At 41.9% G+C, this 17,999-nt stretch carries 16 protein-coding genes; 10 read left to right on the top strand and 6 right to left on the bottom strand.

What is annotated here, in order from left to right; translation table 11 throughout:
- The first annotated feature begins 77 nt into the window (after positions 1–77).
- Positions 78–851, top strand: coding sequence for a nucleoside triphosphate pyrophosphohydrolase (gene mazG / locus Q0058_RS01740; protein ID WP_298221009.1), 774 nt, complete (start codon positions 78–80; stop codon positions 849–851).
- On the opposite strand, the gene Q0058_RS01745 is transcribed toward mazG, so the two are convergent.
- A complete protein-coding gene (locus Q0058_RS01745; RefSeq protein ID WP_298221010.1) occupies positions 846–1,535 on the bottom strand; it encodes a Crp/Fnr family transcriptional regulator in 690 nt (229 codons plus the stop codon). The genes mazG and Q0058_RS01745 overlap by 6 nt on opposite strands.
- 107 nt (positions 1,536–1,642) lie before the next feature.
- On the opposite strand from Q0058_RS01745, the gene Q0058_RS01750 reads away from it, so the two are divergent.
- The 9 genes from Q0058_RS01750 to Q0058_RS01790 all read left to right on the top strand — a co-directional run bounded on the left by Q0058_RS01750 (position 1,643) and on the right by Q0058_RS01790 (position 10,516).
- Positions 1,643–4,015: a heavy metal translocating P-type ATPase metal-binding domain-containing protein gene (locus tag Q0058_RS01750; RefSeq protein WP_298221011.1), complete on the top strand. Its 2,373-nt coding sequence runs from the start codon at positions 1,643–1,645 to the stop codon at positions 4,013–4,015.
- 104 nt (positions 4,016–4,119) lie between these two features.
- Positions 4,120–4,308, top strand: a complete 189-nt coding sequence (gene ccoS, locus Q0058_RS01755; RefSeq protein WP_298221012.1) for a cbb3-type cytochrome oxidase assembly protein CcoS — start codon at positions 4,120–4,122, stop codon at positions 4,306–4,308.
- A gap of 2 nt (positions 4,309–4,310) precedes the next feature.
- Positions 4,311–6,500 carry a cytochrome-c oxidase, cbb3-type subunit I gene (gene ccoN, locus Q0058_RS01760; protein ID WP_298221013.1) on the top strand — a complete coding sequence of 730 codons (2,190 nt, stop codon included), beginning with the start codon at positions 4,311–4,313 and terminating at the stop codon, positions 6,498–6,500.
- Positions 6,501–6,504: 4 nt separating this feature from the next.
- A complete protein-coding gene (locus Q0058_RS01765) occupies positions 6,505–6,675 on the top strand; it encodes a CcoQ/FixQ family Cbb3-type cytochrome c oxidase assembly chaperone (RefSeq protein ID WP_298221014.1) in 171 nt (56 codons plus the stop codon).
- Between the two features lie 24 nt (positions 6,676–6,699).
- Positions 6,700–7,638, top strand: a complete 939-nt coding sequence (locus tag Q0058_RS01770; RefSeq protein WP_298221015.1) for a cbb3-type cytochrome c oxidase N-terminal domain-containing protein — start codon at positions 6,700–6,702, stop codon at positions 7,636–7,638.
- A 3-nt stretch (positions 7,639–7,641) separates the two neighbouring features.
- Complete coding sequence (ccoG, locus tag Q0058_RS01775) at positions 7,642–9,060, top strand: cytochrome c oxidase accessory protein CcoG (protein ID WP_298221016.1); 1,419 nt, start codon at positions 7,642–7,644, stop codon at positions 9,058–9,060.
- Between the two features lie 6 nt (positions 9,061–9,066).
- Entirely contained in the window at positions 9,067–9,546 is a 480-nt protein-coding gene (locus tag Q0058_RS01780; RefSeq protein WP_298221017.1) for a FixH family protein, read from the top strand.
- A gap of 1 nt (position 9,547) precedes the next feature.
- Positions 9,548–10,249 carry a sulfite exporter TauE/SafE family protein gene (locus Q0058_RS01785; protein ID WP_298221018.1) on the top strand — a complete coding sequence of 234 codons (702 nt, stop codon included), beginning with the start codon at positions 9,548–9,550 and terminating at the stop codon, positions 10,247–10,249.
- Between the two features lie 36 nt (positions 10,250–10,285).
- Positions 10,286–10,516: a DUF465 domain-containing protein gene (locus Q0058_RS01790; RefSeq protein ID WP_298221019.1), complete on the top strand. Its 231-nt coding sequence runs from the start codon at positions 10,286–10,288 to the stop codon at positions 10,514–10,516.
- A gap of 50 nt (positions 10,517–10,566) precedes the next feature.
- On the opposite strand, the gene hemN is transcribed toward Q0058_RS01790, so the two are convergent.
- From hemN to Q0058_RS01815, 5 genes are all read right to left on the bottom strand, one after another.
- Positions 10,567–11,931: an oxygen-independent coproporphyrinogen III oxidase gene (gene hemN, locus Q0058_RS01795; protein WP_298221020.1), complete on the bottom strand. Its 1,365-nt coding sequence runs from the start codon at positions 11,929–11,931 to the stop codon at positions 10,567–10,569.
- Between the two features lie 123 nt (positions 11,932–12,054).
- Positions 12,055–14,289, bottom strand: a complete 2,235-nt coding sequence (locus tag Q0058_RS01800) for a DUF349 domain-containing protein (RefSeq protein WP_298221021.1) — start codon at positions 14,287–14,289, stop codon at positions 12,055–12,057.
- 151 nt (positions 14,290–14,440) lie between these two features.
- The gene (locus Q0058_RS01805; protein ID WP_298221022.1) at positions 14,441–15,175 is read right to left on the bottom strand and encodes a shikimate dehydrogenase; all 735 of its coding nucleotides are present in this window, start codon (positions 15,173–15,175) and stop codon (positions 14,441–14,443) included.
- The gene (locus Q0058_RS01810) at positions 15,175–16,572 is read right to left on the bottom strand and encodes a tetratricopeptide repeat protein (RefSeq protein ID WP_298221023.1); all 1,398 of its coding nucleotides are present in this window, start codon (positions 16,570–16,572) and stop codon (positions 15,175–15,177) included. The genes Q0058_RS01805 and Q0058_RS01810 overlap by 1 nt, the downstream gene beginning before the upstream one ends.
- A 208-nt stretch (positions 16,573–16,780) precedes the next feature.
- Entirely contained in the window at positions 16,781–17,974 is a 1,194-nt protein-coding gene (locus Q0058_RS01815; protein ID WP_298221024.1) for an aspartate aminotransferase family protein, read from the bottom strand.
- Positions 17,975–17,999: the final 25 nt, after the last annotated feature.

Consider the following 17,999-nt stretch of genomic DNA (forward strand, 5'->3'; position numbering starts at 1 on the left):
CCCGACATTTTCTGGGCAGGATTTGTTATTTTTACACCCTTGTGGCTTTAGCCAAACGGATGAAATAAATCTTTCCTATGAATTCAAGACAACTCCAACTCCAATCTTTCGAACGCTTATTGAACATTATGGATGATTTGCGCGAAAAATGCCCGTGGGACAAAAAGCAAACCCTCGGATCATTGCGCCATCTTACGATTGAAGAAACATACGAACTCGGCGACGCAATATTGAACAACGACCTCAATGAAGTCAAGAAAGAACTCGGCGATTTGTTGCTGCATATCGTGTTTTACGCAAAAATTGGAAGTGAAAGCGATACATTCGATATTGCCGATGTCTGTAATGAGATTTGCGAAAAACTGATCCACCGCCATCCGCATATTTATGGCGACGTTGAAGTCAAGGATGAAGAAGAAGTCAAGCAAAACTGGGAGAAACTCAAACTCAAAGAAGGAAAAAAATCTGTGTTGGAAGGCGTTCCCGCAGGTTTGCCCGCTCTAGTAAAAGCCAGCAGGATTCAGGATAAAGTCAAAGGCGTCGGTTTTGATTGGGAAGAACCGCACCAGGTTTGGGACAAAGTTCAGGAAGAATTGCAGGAATTGCAGGATGAAGTTGTGGTCGGAAATCAGGAAAAAATAGAAGCCGAGTTTGGCGATGTGCTGTTTTCGATGATCAATTATGCTCGATTCTTAAACGTCAATCCTGAAGATGCTTTAGAGCGCACGAATAAGAAATTTATCAAACGTTTTCAATACCTCGAAAATAAAGCCGGCGAATTGGGTAAACCCTTAATGGATATGACACTAGCCGAAATGGATGTCTTCTGGAACGAAGCCAAAAAGTTATAAAGATTGCTCGGAAAGACGCTTTAATTTGTTTCTGTCAACAATAGTGATTTTTTTACTTTCAAGCGTAATCAGCCCAAGTTTTTTGAAGTCTGACAACAAACGGATGCAACTTTCGGTCGCCGTACCGATAATGCCCGACAATTCTTCACGTGACAACTGGATGTGCAGCGAACCGTCTTTATTCGTACCAAAAGTATCTTCTAAATAAAGCAAGGTTTCAGCAAGCCTTTCTTTTACATTTTTCTGCGCCAGTGAAACCATGTGGTCGTCCGCTTCTTTGAGATCGCCACAAATAGTCTGCATCACATTCAATGAAAATTTATTGTTCTCGCTGAAGAAACCCATCATTTCCGCTTTCGGGATGAAACAGACTTGCATGTCTTCCATAGCAATAGCGGAAAGGTTTACAGGTTCGTCGCTGATCATCGAACGTTGGCCCAACAATTCCCCTTTTTTGACAAGTTTGACGATGTGGTCTTTGCCATTCGGGCTCAGTTTGGTGAGTTTGCAGATGCCATCTTTGACGCAGTAAATCCCGTTTACGTTTTCACCTTCCTCGAAGATGGTTTCCCCTTTCTTGACGAGGCGCGAGGTCTTGCATTCCGCCATTTTCAGCAGTTCTTCTTTATTTAAAGCTTTGAGGGAACTGAATTCCCTAACGATACAATGTTCACATTTACTCATAACAATGGGGATTTGTTGCGGCAAATTTAATGATTATGTATGACAATTGTCATATTTTAATTAACAACTGTTCAGGTACTTTGCATCAGGTAAAATGAGCAAAAAATATGGACACAACCCAATGTTTCCATTGTGGATTAGACATCGCAGAAACAGAAGTCATCGCTTTTGACGACAAGCAATTTTGTTGCAACGGCTGCAAAACCGTGTACGAAATTTTCAGTCTCAACGACATGACCTGTTATTACGACTTCGAAAAATCCCCGGGAACAACACCATTAGATATTCAGGGAAAATATGATTTCTTAGACAATGAAAGTATCGTTAGCAAACTACTGGAGTTTCGGGAAGATACAACCGCTATTGTATCGCTGCACATTCCTTATATTCATTGCAGTTCGTGTATTTGGATTCTGGAAAATCTACAACGCCTTCAAAAAGGAATAAGCACTTCACAGGTCAATTTTCCGGAGAAGAAGGTCAGGATTACTTATAACGCTGAGCAGGTTTCGCTTAAGGAAATCGTCTTGTTGTTGAGTTCGATTGGTTACGAACCTTATATCAGCCTCGACAATTATGAAACCGGAAAAACCAAAATCGACCACAGTCTGACTTATAAACTGGGTGTGGCATTTTTCTGTTTCGGCAACATCATGCTGCTTTCTTTCCCCGAATATTTTGAAGTGAAGGAATATTGGCTCGATCAATACCGGGGTTTTTTCCGCTGGTTGATTTTCGCTTTGTCGCTACCGAGTTTCTTCTATTCTGCGAGCGGATATTACGTGGCGGCTTATAAAAGCATCCGCGCTAAAATGCTCAACATCGAGATTCCGATTGCGTTAGGCATCATCGTGATGTTTGTTAGAAGCACCGTTGATATTGTGTTTGATTACGGTTCGGGCTTTTTCGACAGTTTGTGCGGTTTGATTTTCTTCATGCTGTTGGGGAAAATGTTCCAGATCAAAACTTATAGTTTTTTGAGTTTCGAACGCGACTTCAAATCGTATTTCCCGATTGCGATTACCAAAATCACAGGCAATGTGGAAGAAAGTATTCCGGTTTACGACATCGAAAAAGGCGACAGGCTATTAATCAGAAACCAGGAACTGATTCCCGTCGATGGGATTTTGATTTCCGACCAAGCCGAACTCGATTACAGTTTCGTGACTGGTGAAGCCATTCCGATCACCAAACATTCCGGAGATAAAGTCTTCGCGGGCGGCAAACAAATGGGCAAAGTCATCGAAATGGAAGTGTTGCACACCGTTTCGCAAAGCTACCTTACGCAATTGTGGAGCAACGATGTGTTCCAGAAAAAAGTCGATCAGAAGCACAAGACCATCACCGATAAAATCAGTCAGTATTTTACACCTATATTATTATTGATTGCGTTCGCCGGATTTGGCTACTGGATTTTCATCGATACCGATACGGCGTTCAATGTATTTACCGCCGTGCTGATTGTAGCTTGTCCGTGTGCTTTGGCCTTAACGGCGCCATTCACTTTCGGGAATGTACTTCGGATTTTAGGCAAAAGGAAGTTCTACCTCAAAAACGCAATGGTTATCGAACAACTCTCTAAAGTCGATACGCTGGTTTTCGATAAGACCGGAACGATTACAACCAATAAAGCCGCGACGATTTCTTATGAAGGAAAAGCACTTTCAGACCAACAATTGTTACTCATCAAAAGCATCATCAGAACTTCAAACCATCCGTTGAGTCGCATGTTGTATGATTTTCTGCCCGTTGGAAAAGCGGCTACGGTCAATTACTTTCAGGAAATTACCGGAAAAGGCATTGATGCGATTTGCGAGCATGTCAAGATCAAAATCGGATCGGGCGCATTTTTCGAAAGCCACGAAGAAGAAACCGCGCAACAGACTGCCGTACATATTCAGATCGATGAAGTCTACTACGGAAAATTCATTTTCAACAACCAATACCGCGACGGACTTGAAGCCTTGTTTCAAAAGCTCAGCAAGCAATACCAGATTAAAGTTTTGTCAGGCGACAATGAAGGCGAACGCGAAGTGTTGGAACATATCGTGCCAACAGGAACCGAATTGGTGTTCAACCAAAAACCCGAACAGAAACTCGAATTCATAAAAGCTTTACAGGCGCAAGGGCACAACGTGATGATGGTCGGTGACGGCTTAAACGACGCGGGAGCTTTGGCGCAAAGCAATGTCGGGATTTCAATTTCTGAGAATGTCAATGTGTTTTCTCCGGCCTGTGATGCGATTCTGGACGCCACAGAATTCAAACGTCTCGATTTCTTTTTGAGGTTTTCGAAAAATGCGATGCGGACGATCTATATGAGTTTTGCGCTTTCCTTATTATATAATGTCGTCGGATTGTCGTTTGCGATTACCGGGAATTTACTTCCGCTTGTGGCTGCGATCATCATGCCGCTGAGTACGATCACGATTGTGAGTTTCGTGACATTGATGAGCAATTATTACGCGCGGAAAGGTTAGGTTTTACAGGGGTTAAGCAGTTTCGGAATATATATCTATAGTATGATAAATGTCATATTTTTTAAGAAGTGGTCAAAGTAAATTTGTTAATATAAACTTAAGGTATGAGCGTTATTTATTTATTAATCTCCATCAGTATCATCGTTGCGATTATTTTCTTTATCGCGTTTATCAGGGCCGTCAAAACCGGGCAATACGATGATGATTACACGCCATCGGTCAGAATGCTTTTCGACGATGAGCTTACTCCAGAAAAACCAAAATCAATACAAACAGTAGAAAAACAAATTTAATTATGGAAATGCAACAATTTTATTACGACAACAAAATTGTAAAGAAGTTCCTTTATGCAACCATCCTTTTTGGTGTAGTGGGAATGTTAGTTGGGCTGATTCTAGCCATCATGTTTCTCTTTCCTAACATCACCGATGGGATTCCATGGCTGAGTTTCGGAAGATTACGACCTTTACATACCAACGCTATTATTTTCGCTTTTGTCGGCAACTCGATGTTTGCGGGCATTTACTATTCATTGCAACGGCTGCTCAAAGCCAGGATGTTCAGTGATTTCTTAAGCAACCTGCACTTTTGGGGCTGGCAACTCATCATCGTTTCTGCAGCCATCACACTGCCGCTCGGAATCACAACGTCTAAAGAATATGCCGAATTGGAATGGCCTATAGATATTGCGATTGCACTGATTTGGGTGGTTTTTGGTATCAATATGATCGGTACGATTTTAAAAAGAAGAGAGCGTCACTTATATGTAGCGATTTGGTTTTACATCGCCACGTTTGTCACTGTTGCGGTGTTGCACATCTTCAACAGTTTGGAATTGCCGGTTTCCGCTTTAAAAAGTTATTCTGTATATGCCGGTGTTCAGGATGCTTTGGTACAATGGTGGTACGGACACAACGCCGTTGCGTTCTTCCTGACTACGCCTTTCTTAGGATTGATGTATTATTTCATTCCGAAAGCGGCGAACCGTCCGGTGTATTCTTATAGATTGTCGATTGTTCACTTTTGGTCTTTGATCTTCATCTACATCTGGGCCGGACCACACCACTTATTATATTCCGCTTTGCCTAACTGGGCGCAAAACTTAGGCGTTGTGTTCTCAGTCATGTTGATTGCTCCGTCTTGGGGTGGTATGATCAACGGATTGCTGACACTACGCGGTGCCTGGGATAAAGTTCGAGTAGAACCGATTCTGAAATTCTTCGTAGTAGCCGTTACCGGTTATGGTATGGCGACTTTTGAAGGTCCGATGTTATCGTTGAAAAACGTCAACGCGATTGCGCACTTTACTGACTGGATTATTGCCCACGTTCACGTTGGCGCTTTAGCCTGGAATGGTTTCATGGCCTTCGGTATGATTTATTACCTGATTCCAAAACTTACCAAAGGACCTTTGTATTCTTTGAAATTGGCGAATTTCCATTTCTGGATTGGAACTTTAGGAATTATATTATATACACTTCCAATGTATGTAGCTGGATTTACGCAAGCTTCGATGTGGAAACAATTCAACCCTGATGGCACATTGACTTATGGAAATTTCCTTGAAACGGTCAAAGAAATCATCCCGATGTATACCATTCGTGCTGTAGGAGGAACTTTATATTTAATAGGAATGTTGGTATTAGTTTACAACATTATCCAAACCGTCAGAGCCAACTCCAGTGTTGAAGACGAAGCCGCACAAGCTCCTGCTTTACAAGCGATCAGCAATGGCAGAATGAAAGGTGAAAAATGGCACTCATGGTTGGAAAGAAGACCAATCCAATTGACCATTTTTGCGGTAGTTGCGATTCTTATCGGAGGTATCATTCAGATTGTACCGACGATTATGGTGAAATCTAACATTCCGACCATTGCAAGCGTCAAACCTTACACACCTTTAGAATTGGAAGGCCGTGACTTATACATCCGTGAAGGTTGTGTCGGCTGCCACTCTCAAAACGTGCGTCCTTTCCGAAGTGAAGTCGAGCGTTATGGTCCACAGTCTAAAGCAGGAGAATTTGTCTATGACCATCCATTCTTATGGGGTTCCAAACGTACCGGTCCGGATTTGCTTAGAGAAGGCGGTAAATACAATGACAACTGGCATTTCAACCACTTCTGGGATCCGCAAAGTATTTCTTCAGGTTCGATCATGCCTTCATACAAATGGCTATTCGATAACAAAGCACTAGACATTGCGAATATTGAAGACAAAATGAAAGCGATGAAAACCCTCGGTGTTCCTTACACTGACGCGCAAATCGCTTACGCTAAAGATGCGATCAAAGAACAATCGATGCTGATTGAAAACAACTTACATTCTGATCCTGATTTCGTAAAAAGCTACGAAGACAGCAAGAAAAAAGCAGAAGCCAAAGGCGAGAAATTCGTGCCGATGCATGAAAGAGAGATTGTAGCCTTGATTGCCTACATCCAAAGATTGGGAACCGATATCAAAGTAAAAGACAACCTTAAAAAATAGCCTCATGTTCGAACAAATCAAACACAATATGGAAACCATCGACGGGGTGGCCATTTATCCCGTCATGTCACTCTTGATTTTCTTCCTCTTTTTTGTAGGACTTGCTGCGTGGGTTTTCTCATACAACAAGGAAAAAATCAACGAGATGAGCCAGATTCCATTAAACGATAAATAATTACGCAATTTTAAAATAGAAGTAATGAAAAAATTAATTCCAGTTTACGTAAGGGTTCCTGTAATTTTCTTCAGTGTCATGTTGGCAATGGAGTATTTCATCGACTCGGGAGATCGTCCGGCATTTGTCAAATTCCCAATGGTTTCCGTTTTCCTTTTCGTGTTTCTTTTCCTTTTGATAGCGATTGAAATTACGATCAGCGCGGTAGACAATGTCACTTACCATCTGCTTTCAGATGAGCAGAAAAAAATGTTGGCAGAAAGCACCAATATGAGTATTAAAGATACGGCTTGGTTCAAAACCATGATGAAACTGCTCACCAGATCCGAACCGATGGAAAGCGAAGGCAGCGTCATGCTCGACCACGATTACGACGGCATCAAAGAGTTGGACAATACCTTGCCGCCATGGTGGGTTTACCTTTTCTACACTACGATTATTTTTGCTGCGGTTTACTTGGTACGTTTCGAAATCATGGGCGCCGACAATCAGGAAATGGAGCTTAAGAGAGAAATGGCTCAGGCTAAAATCGATGTCGCTGAATACATGAAAAATGCTCCCGATTTGATGGACGAAAAAACTGTAACCTTATTGACCGATCCGGCTGATTTGGCTATTGGAAAATCAATATTCACGGCCAATTGCGTGGCTTGCCACAGAGCCGATGGAGGCGGACAAATTGGGCCAAACCTAACCGATGAAAATTGGATTTTAGGGGGCGGCATCAAAAACGTTTTCCATACGATTACCAATGGTGGCCGTGACGGAAAAGGAATGATTTCCTGGAAAGCGACGCTAAAACCCAAAGACATTCAGCATGTTGCGAGTTATGTATTGTCATTGCAAGGCAGTAATCCTAAAGACCCGAAAGCACCCGATGGTGAGATTTGGGTTGATGACACCAAACCCGCAGCGGCAGTAGCTGCAACAACACCAGTTGATAGTACACAAGTAAAAAAATAAGCCATGTCAACATTGCCTGATGAAACGTTTAGGGATTCCATTGCCACGATTGATGAGCAGGGAAAACGGAAATTTATCTTTCCAAAAAAACCATCAGGGAAATGGTACGACTACCGCAAATGGGTTAGTTATTTCTTATTGATCGTTTTGGTGGCGAATCCGTTCGTGAAAATCAACGGGAACCAGTTTATGATGTTCAACGTGCTGGAACGTCGTTTCAATCTTTTCGGGTTCCCTTTTTGGCCACAGGATTTCTATCTGTTCGTGTTGTTTATGATTGTGGGCGTTGTCTTCGTGATTTTGTTTACGGTCATCTTCGGACGGATTTTCTGCGGATGGATTTGCCCCCAGACGATTTTTCTCGAAATGGTTTTCCGCAGGATTGAATACTGGATCGAAGGCGATCGCGGTGCCCAAATCCGATTGAGCAAACAGGAATGGAACTCTGAAAAAATCAGAAAGAAAGCCCTAAAATGGACGATTTTCGCGATCATTTCTTTTGCGATAGCCAATGTATTTCTGGCGTATTTAATCAGTAGCGATGAATTGATTCAAATGGTGGAAGACGGCCCGGCAACGCATCTCAGCACGTTGATTGCACTCTTGATTTTCACCGGAGTTTTCTATTTCGTCTTTGTCTGGTTCCGCGAACAGGTTTGCATCATCGCTTGTCCTTACGGGCGTTTGCAGGGCGTTTTGCTCGACAACAAATCGATCAACGTCGCGTATGATTTTGTACGTGGCGAAAAAGAAGCCGGACGCGCCAAGTTCAATAAAAAAGAAGACCGCGCCGCTTTAGGGAAAGGCGATTGCATCGATTGTCATCAGTGCGTTCATGTCTGTCCGACCGGAATCGATATCCGAAACGGAACGCAGCTTGAATGCATCAATTGCACGGCCTGCATCGATGAATGCAACACAATCATGGACAGTGTAGGTTTGCCTCAAGGGCTGATTCGCTTTGCATCTGAAGATGAAATCGAGAAAAAATCGAAGTTCAAGTTCACCGCGAGAATGAAAGGCTATACCGCGGTATTGCTGATCATCATGGGAATCTTAACCGGTCTGTTGTTTCTGAGAACGGAAGTTGAAGCTACGGTGTTGCGCTTGCCAGGACAATTGTTCCAGCATAAAGGCGATAATATCAGTAACATCTTCACCTTTAAGATCATCAATAAGACCAATGAGGATTTCAATGATATCCATTTCAAACTCAATGGCATCAAAGGCAAGATCAATGTGGTTGGTGAACAGGAATTCAAGATCAAAAAACAAGGTTCGGCAGAAGGTACTTTATTCATTGAAATCAATCATTATCTGCTCGAAAGCGATAAAACAAAACTCAAAATTGAAGTGTATAACGGCCAAAAGAAAATTGAAACCGCCACGACCAACTTCCTGAGTCCAAGAACATTTAATTAAAACAACATGGTAACAGATCTCAAAACCAAGAAAAGTTTCAGTATCAATTGGGGTACGTCGATTGTCATTGCGTTTGCGCTTTTTATGACATTCATACTGTCTTTCGTCTATAAAGTGCAATCCAATTCCAAATACGACAACGAATTGGTGGTGGAAGAATATTACAAACACGATGCGCATTTCCAAGAAGAAATGGTGCAGGTGCAGAACGCGCACGATTTGGCTCAAAAGCCAACGGTAACGCAGCTTGCCGAAGGAATCAGTATCGCTTATCCATCTAACTTTATCCCCGCAAAGTTACATGGAAAAGTGTCCCTATACAGACCGTCTAACAAAAAACTGGATTTTGAAGTTCCTATTTCGACATCTGGTCCAACTTTGCTCATACCTAAATCAAGATTGGTGGGCGGTCTTTGGGACATTTCTTTGGCATGGCGCTATGAAGGAAAGGATTACTTGCAGAAACAAAGTATTTATATCCAGTAATATGCTTTACACGGCTTTCATTTTCGGATTGATCAGCAGCCTGCACTGTATTGGCATGTGCGGCCCGATTGCGATGATGTTGCCTGTTGATGCGCACAATCAGGCTAGAAAAGTAACGCAAATTATCACTTATCACATAGGTAGATTGACCGCTTACGCCAGTATCGGATTCGTTTTTGGATTGCTCGGAAAAGGCTTCTTTCTCGCCGGAATGCAACAACGATTATCAATTTTTGTGGGTATTGCAATCATCATCGTCGTTTTGATTCCTGAAAAGCTATTCGCACGTTACAATTTTTCGAAGCCGGTTTTCAAAATAATCTCTAACGTAAAAGCAGCGTTGGGAAAACAGTTCAAAAACAAAAGTTACCGTTCTTTATTTACAATAGGTTTGCTCAACGGATTCCTGCCTTGCGGTTTGGTCTATGTCGCGCTTTTCGGAGCCATCGCCATGCAACGCGCGGATTTAGGAGTGTTGTATATGATGCTTTTCGGATTGGGCACGGTGCCGATGATGAGCAGCGTCGTTTATATGAATGCCTTCCTGACCGTTCCGTTTCGAAATAGAATCCAGAAAGTGATTCCTTATGTGAGCGTCATCATTGGGATTTTATTCATTCTTAGAGGCCTCGGTTTAGGAATTCCGTACGTTTCGCCGTCAGACATGAGTTTGTTCGTGCAGCAGCAACCGCATTGCCATTAAAGACAATATTAAGTATAAACCAAAAACAAAACAATCATGGAAAAGCACGATTTATTGCACGAGTTCCCGGAACTCCAGGATAAGATTCACGAACTGAAAGTTTCAGATCCGCATTTCAGAAAACTATTTGATGAATATCATGAGTTAGAACATCAGATTCATAGAATTCATATGAACATAGAAGTTGCGACAGACACTGCAATGAAAGAACTTAAGACCAAATTATTGTTCTTAAAAGACCAGATGTACGCGCTGTTGCAAAACTAAAGTTCATTAAATTGGGGAAAAATCACGCTAGTAACAGCGTGATTTTTTATTTATACGGTCATCGAAAACAATTGGGTTTCGGGCGTTTTTCGTTTCAGACGCAAGTCAAAGGCCATACAGATATTGCGTACAAAAGGTTTCCCGGATTCGGTGACTTTGATTCCTTGCTTTTCAATAATCAATAGGCCATCCGCTTCCATTTCACTTAGTTGTTCGATGACTTCAGGGATTTCTGCAAAGGCATCTTCATCCTTTTCCCACGAGGTTTCAAATTGGCACATCAGGTTCAGAATGTGTTTTCTGATGGTCAAATCTTCAGCGGTAAGCAAATGCCCTCGCGCAATAGGAAGTTTATTCCATTCGAGAACCTGATAATAATCCTCAAGACTCTTCACATTCTGCGCGAAACTATACCAACTGTCGCTGATTGAAGAAACGCCAAGACCAATCATCACTTGGGTTTTAGAAGCGCTGTAGCCCATAAAATTGCGGTGTAGTTTCCCATTTTGGAAAGCTTGATAAAGGCTGTCGGTTTTGAGCGCAAAATGATCCATACCGATTTCGTGGTATTCATTCTCAAATAACAATTGCTTGCCGACTTCGTAAAGTTTGCGTTTCTGATCGTCTTTGGGAACATCTTCATCTTTGAAGCCGCGTTGTCCATTGCCTTTGATCCACGGAACATGTGCATAACTGTAAAATGCAAGACGGTCAGGGCGGAGGGAATTGGTTTTTTCAATCGTATCGATGACATCCTCAACAGTTTGAAACGGAAGTCCGAATATGATATCATGGCTCACGGAAGTATATCCGATTTCTTTCGCCCAAAAAGTAACTTTCGCCACATTGTGAAAAGGTTGCTCGCGATGGATTGCTTGCTGCACTTTCTCGGAATAATCCTGCACACCAAAACTGACCCTTCTGAAGCCTAAATCGTATAATTTTTGGAGATGCGCGCGGCTGGTATTGTTGGGATGGCCTTCAAAACTGAACTCGTAATCTTTCGCTTTGTGGGCATAACTTAAAATCCCGTTGATTAAATCTTCGAGGTTTTTGGTTGAAAAAAATGTCGGGGTTCCGCCTCCGAGATGGATTTCCTTGATGGTTGGTTTTTCGCCTAAAAGCTGGCAATATAAAACCCATTCCTTCAAAACCGCTTCGATGTATGGATGCTCGACTTCATGATTTTTGGTGATGCGTTTGTTGCAGCCGCAAAAAGTGCACATGCTTTCGCAAAACGGCAAGTGAATGTATAGGCTGATGCCTTGGCTTTCATTACTCTCGATGAACGATTTTTTGAGGGTTTCGATCCAGATATCCTCATTGAAATGGCTTTCATCCCAATAAGGAACCGTCGGATAGCTTGTATAGCGTGGGCCCGGAACGTTGTATTTTTGGATTAATGAATTTTTCATAGCAGTTTGATTTCAATAAGTCAAAAATAGAGTAGGCCGGAGAAATTTAGGATGACAAATATCATATCCATAAAAAAACCTCATACTTTTCAATATGAGGTTCGTAGTGAAACAATATTTTGATTATTCCTGTTTGATGCTTCTCAATTGCTTGAGTTTTTCTTTCCATACTTCAAGGCTTTCCTTGTGTTTGGCGATGTTTTTTCTTACTTCCAATACGATGGAATTTTCTTTCTTCGCATTTTTGGTATTCGTAAAAAACTGGATGTTATTTTCGAGCTGAAAGATTTCATTCTGAAGTTCCTCTATTTTTCGGATGATGAAAATCTTCTCATTCTCTAGCTTACGACTGTCGTTGTTTTCCGATAAGTTGCCCACGCGGTTGGAGAAACGGACCATATCGGTTTCTTTTTTGCTGAGGCTCAGTTTTTCAAATAAAGCATCGAGGATTTTATTGAATTTCCCTTCGATGTGGCGTCTTCCAAAAGGCACTTTGCCATAGCTTTTCCAGCTTTCGATATGGGCTTTAATCGCATCGAGATCGGTTTTGTGGTTGCCGGTCATTTCGAAAGTTTTCAAAGTTTCTAGATGCGCTTTTTTCTTTTCGAACGCTTCGACTTCTTCAGGATTTTCCTCAGCTTTATGCGCTTTCATCTTTTCAAAATAAGCATTACAGGCCGCGCGGAATTCCGTCCAGAGCTGATCCGAATATTTTCTTGGCACATGGCCGATCGTTTTCCATTCTTCCTGAATCTGCTTCATCATTGGTGTGGTTGCAGCAAAATCGGTACTTTCCTGCAATTCTTTGGCTTTTGCTACCAAAGCTTGTTTCAGGTTCAGATTGGTTGTCTGGTCTTTTTTGATGTCTTTGTAGAACGCGTTCTTAAGCACATTGAAATTGCGGACGGCATTCTTGAAATTCGTCCAAGTCTCCTCGTTCACTTCACTTGGTACTTTTCCTGCGGAGAAGAATTCGTTTCTCGCGGCTTCCACTTTGGCTACTTGTGCAGACCAAGCGGAATGGGTAGCGACTTTTTCCTCGGCAATCGCTTCGATGCGTGCGATAATTTCTTTTTTGCGGTCGAGGTTTTCCTGTTCTTTCGCTCTAAGGCCTTCAAAAAGAGATTCTCTTTTGTCGTGCATCTGTTTGGTCAGATCGCTGAATTTGTTCCAGACTTCTTCACGGTGTTCTCTTGAAACCGGACCAATATCTTCCTTCCAGAGGCGGTGTAAATCCTGCAGCTCACGGAAGGCTTTGTTGATGTCTTCTTCATGCACCAGTTCTTCAACACGTGCGATGATTTTCTGTTTCTGTTCGAGGTTGTGTTTGAAATCTACGTCGCGGGCTTCACGATCTAAATGTAGGTAATCGTAGAAATTCTCTACATGGAAATGATAGTTGTTCCAGACGTGGTTGTATTTGTCTTTCGGAATCGGACCGGCATTTTTCCAACGTTCCCTGAGATCATTGAATTGCTTCAACACATCCTTAATATTTTCCTGAGGATTGATAAGGTTTTTCAATTCTTCAACGATGGCTAAACGCGTTTCGAGATTGCCTTTTAAATTCGATTCCAGGCTTTTGAAATGCTTGTTTTTGCGATCGCGATATTGCGTATATAATTGGTCGAATTTTGTTTTTAAAGGTAAATGATAATTGAAATCTTCTGTTGAATCAGGATTTTCCGCATGAAACTCATCTTTTTTCTCTTCGATGAAATGGTGGTATTTCGCCAAAAATGATTTTTTCAATTCCTCAACGTGGTCTTTGATGGCCATCACTTTATCGGAAGCGACAAGATTTTCCAACTCTGTCACCAAAGTATCCATAGGCATGGCTTCATAGTCGAGCATTGGAATGTCGTGGCGCAGGGTTACATCTTCGCTTTCAGCAGCGTTTACATCAGTAATTGCGGAAATGATGTCATGATCTGTGGAAGTAGTTTGAGCATCTTCTTGAGATTCTGCTTTAGGAGCTGTAACTTCTGGCTGAACCTCCTCAACTTCAACTTTTTCAATTTCGACTTCCTCGTGTTGTTCGGCAACTGCTTCCTGAGTTTCTGGCGTTTCTACTTGTTCAGGTTCGGAATCAATAACTACTTCCTCAATAGGCTGTTCATTTTCGACCGCTGTAAGTTCTTCTGATGTTTCAACCACTTCTTCAATCGTTTCAACGACAGTATCTTCTGGTGTCAATTCTTCTACTGATTCTGACGCAGCAGTCGGAAATTCATGAGCTTCGGAAGTTAAAGCAGAGGCTTCACTTTCAGCAGTTTGCGGTTCCTGTAAAACAGATTCTAACTTTCCATCTGCCTCTTGACTTGTTTGTGGCAGGCTATCATTCTTTTCTTCTAACATTACTAAAATGTTTAAGGTTTGTTACTTATTTTCAACTTTTGGAACGCGAAAGATAGTAAAGGCAAGGTAAAATTCAAAGAAAAACCTTTATTTATAGTCATTACGAATTTGTTAAGAAAAAAATAGTGCGCGTTTCAGCACCAAAATGAAATTACCTGTTCCAGATTTCCCAAGCTTTTTCTGCTTGAAAAATCAGCATGTCCATTCCGTTTTTGGTAGTGGCGCCTTTCTTTTTGGCTTTTTTGAGGAATTGGCTTTCTTCGGGATTGTAAATCAAATCGAATGCGAGATGTTTTTCGGTAAAAAACTGGTAAGGAATTGGAGGGAATTCTTTGGTATTCGGGCTTGTTCCCAAAGGCGTACAATTGATGATGATTTGATAATTGTCAAAAGTTGTCGCGTTGAGCCGCTCATAAGTGGTGGTGTTTGTGTGATCTTCCCTTGAAACGAAAGCAAATGGAATAGCAAGTTCTTCCAAGGCAAAGGCCACCGCTTTTGAAGCACCACCGGTTCCGAGAATCAGCGCTTTTTGGTGGTGCGGTTGTAGTACAGTTTTTAAAGATTTTTTAAAACCGTAATAGTCAGAATTATAACCTTTTAGGTTTCTTTTTTTGGTGAATCCAATGACATTCACCGCGCCGATTTTAGTAGCTTTTTTAGATAATGAATGAAGATAAGGAATGATGCTTTCTTTGTATGGAATCGTGACATTCAGCCCCATTAAGTCAGGATTGTTTTGAATCAATTTTGGGAAATCATCAATAGAATCGATGTCGAAATTTTCATAAACGCAATCCATAGCATTAGTATTGGCAAAACGTTCCGTAAAATATTTTTTGGAAAACGAGTAGCTAATATTTTTTCCGATCAAACCATATATTTTCATTACTTATTGGAATATTTGTCGATGGCTTTTTGCACGAGCTTCATCTCCCAAACTATTGGAAAAAGGTGTTCCAAAAGCATCCGGTTTTTGAAATTAAGTCGCAACCCATTGCTCAAATGGAATTTGCCTTTTTCGGTTTCCTGAAGCATCAGATATAATCCAGCCAAACGGTATTCCACCTCGTATTCTTCCGGAAAATATTCGGAAGCTTGCAATAATGTCTGAATTGCGCTTTCAAATTCTCCTAAAAACTGTAAAGTATCAACCCAGAATAACCAAGTATCGAGCATGTAATCGCCGTATTCGACAGCTTTTCTGTAACCATGTTCCGCTTCTTCGAAGAAATTCAATTCCTTATTGATCGTCGCGTAGCGTTTCCAGTAGAAACGGTTTTCGTTATCGATATGCAACGCTTTGTTCACGTAATATAATGCTTTTTGGAAATTCTTTTGACGTACATAAAAATCGGTGATCGCAATCCAGCCTTTGTCGAGCAGAGGATCTTCGTGCACCGTTTTGTTGAAAAATTTTAAAGCTAAAACTTTATTGCCTAATTTTTCGTGGCATTTCCCGATACGCAACAACGCATAAGAAGTCGGATCGTCGAGTTCGATGGTTCTGTTATAACTTTCAATCGCTTCCTCGTATCTTTTAAGCCTTTCCAAAGTTTTGGCTTTTTCCATGAATGCGCCTAAAAATTCATCGTCGATGTAAGTAGCGAATTCGAAAGCACGTAAAGCTTCTTCATATCGTTTGAGCCCATAATTCAAACGGCCTTCCTGATGCCATGCGATTTCGCTGTACGGGTTTTTCTCGATGTATTGATTAAGGTATTTGATGGCGTCCTCATTTTGATCCAAAAACTCAAAACAATAGACGACATTATATAACGCGGCCTGATCTTCAACATCTTCTTCGAGACATTTGATGAAGTTCTCTTTGGCCAGTTCGAGGTTGTCCATGAACAAGTATTCCATGCCTATCAGATTGTAGACATCGGCGTAATCGTCCGTAAACTTTAGTGCGGTTTTTAATAACTCGACGGCTTTTTCGTGGTCGTCGCGTTTGGAATAAATACTGGCTTTTTGAATGTAGATTTCCTCGTTGTGCGGTTCGATGGCGAACAACTCGTTGAGCAGTTTTTCGGCCAGATCGAGTTTGTCTTCGTAGATCAGCATTTCTACCTGAACGAGCTTGAGGCCTGTAGATTTGGGATGCTGTTCTAAAGCCAGTTTCAGCGCTTTTTTAGCCAATGAGGCTTTGCCCATATCGAGGTAATGCAGGATGATTTCCTCAAATTCTTCAGAGTCAAAGAAGAGTACTTTGTTGGTTTTCAACATCGACTCAAATTTGGACAAGGATAAGTTGTAATCGTCTTCTTCGTCGGAAAGTTGCATAGCTTTGGGTTTAAGTTATCCTAAACTAAAATTAGGAAAGTTATACTAGATGGGGGAAAAGTCCGGAATTGTTGTGAACAATTTAATTAACACATAAATTTCTACTGAAACTTAGTACCATAGCCCTGATAGCAGCGGTATCCTTTTGCGCCGGCTTTCGGCGTGAAAGATTTAGCGGATAGCAGGATTAAGCTTCTGAAAATAATTATCAATTATCAATTATCAATTGAACCTCGTTTAGTGCTTCCAGAATTATCGCGCAGCCTTCCCGAATCTCCTCTTCAGAAATAGTGAGCGGCGGCGTAATCCGAATTGCATTACCTTCAAAGAGCAACCAAAACAAAATCAATCCTTTGTCCTGGCATTTGAAAATCACCTGATTGGTGATCTCAGGATGCGCCGTCATAGCAGCCAGCATCAATCCTTTTCCGCGGACTTCGGTTATCAAAGGATGTACCAAAAGCGACCGGAATAGTTTTTCTTTCTCTAATGTTTGCGGAATGAGGTCTGTCTCAGTAATTTCCTGCAAAGTCGCCAAACAGGCTGCCGCAATGACAGGGTGACCGCCAAATGTGGTGATGTGGCCGAGTTTGGGGTTGTCGCTAAGCAAATCCATGTGGGCTGCCGAGGCTGAAAATGCTCCGACGGGCATACCGCCACCCATTCCTTTTCCTAATATAACTACGTCGGGAACGATATTATAGTTTTGGAAACCGAACAATTTTCCGGTGCGTCCGAAACCGGGTTGGATTTCATCGATGATCAAAAGTGCTCCGACTTCATCACAGCGTTTTCTTACTTTGAGCAGGAAATCATTTTGGGGTTGAATGAAACCTGCGCCGCCTTGAATGCTTTCTAATATAATTCCGGCGGTTTTAGTGGTGATTTTCTGAATATCGGCTTCGTTGTTGAACGTAATGAAATCAACATCGGGAACCAACGGACGAAACACTTGTTTGCGCTCCTCAAATCCCATGACGCTCATCGAGCCCATCGTATTTCCGTGGTAGGCGTTTTGACACGAGATCAGTTGGCTTCTTCCGGTGACACGTCGGGCAAGTTTTAGGGCGCCTTCAGTGGCTTCGGTTCCGGAATTGACGAGATACGTTTTCTCTAAAGGTTTGGGTAGGAGTGAAGCCAATAGTTTGCAATATTCCACGGCCGGGCTTTGGGAATATTCTCCGTAAACCATCACGTGCGAGTATTTGTCGAGTTGGTTTTTGATCGCCTCGTTGACGCGTTGGTTTTGATGGCCAAGCGTACATGCAGAAACCCCGGCTACGAAGTCTAAATATTTTTTATTGTTGGTGTCGTAGATGTAAGAACCTATAGCATGGGAAACTTCCATGCCTAGCGGATAGGGTGAAGTTTGGGCTTGGTATTGTAGGAAATCTGGGTTCACGATTTTTGAGTTTAACCGCGAGTTC

This window comes from Flavobacterium sp. (assembly GCF_027484705.1).
Classification (GTDB): Bacteria; Bacteroidota; Bacteroidia; order Flavobacteriales; family Flavobacteriaceae; genus Flavobacterium.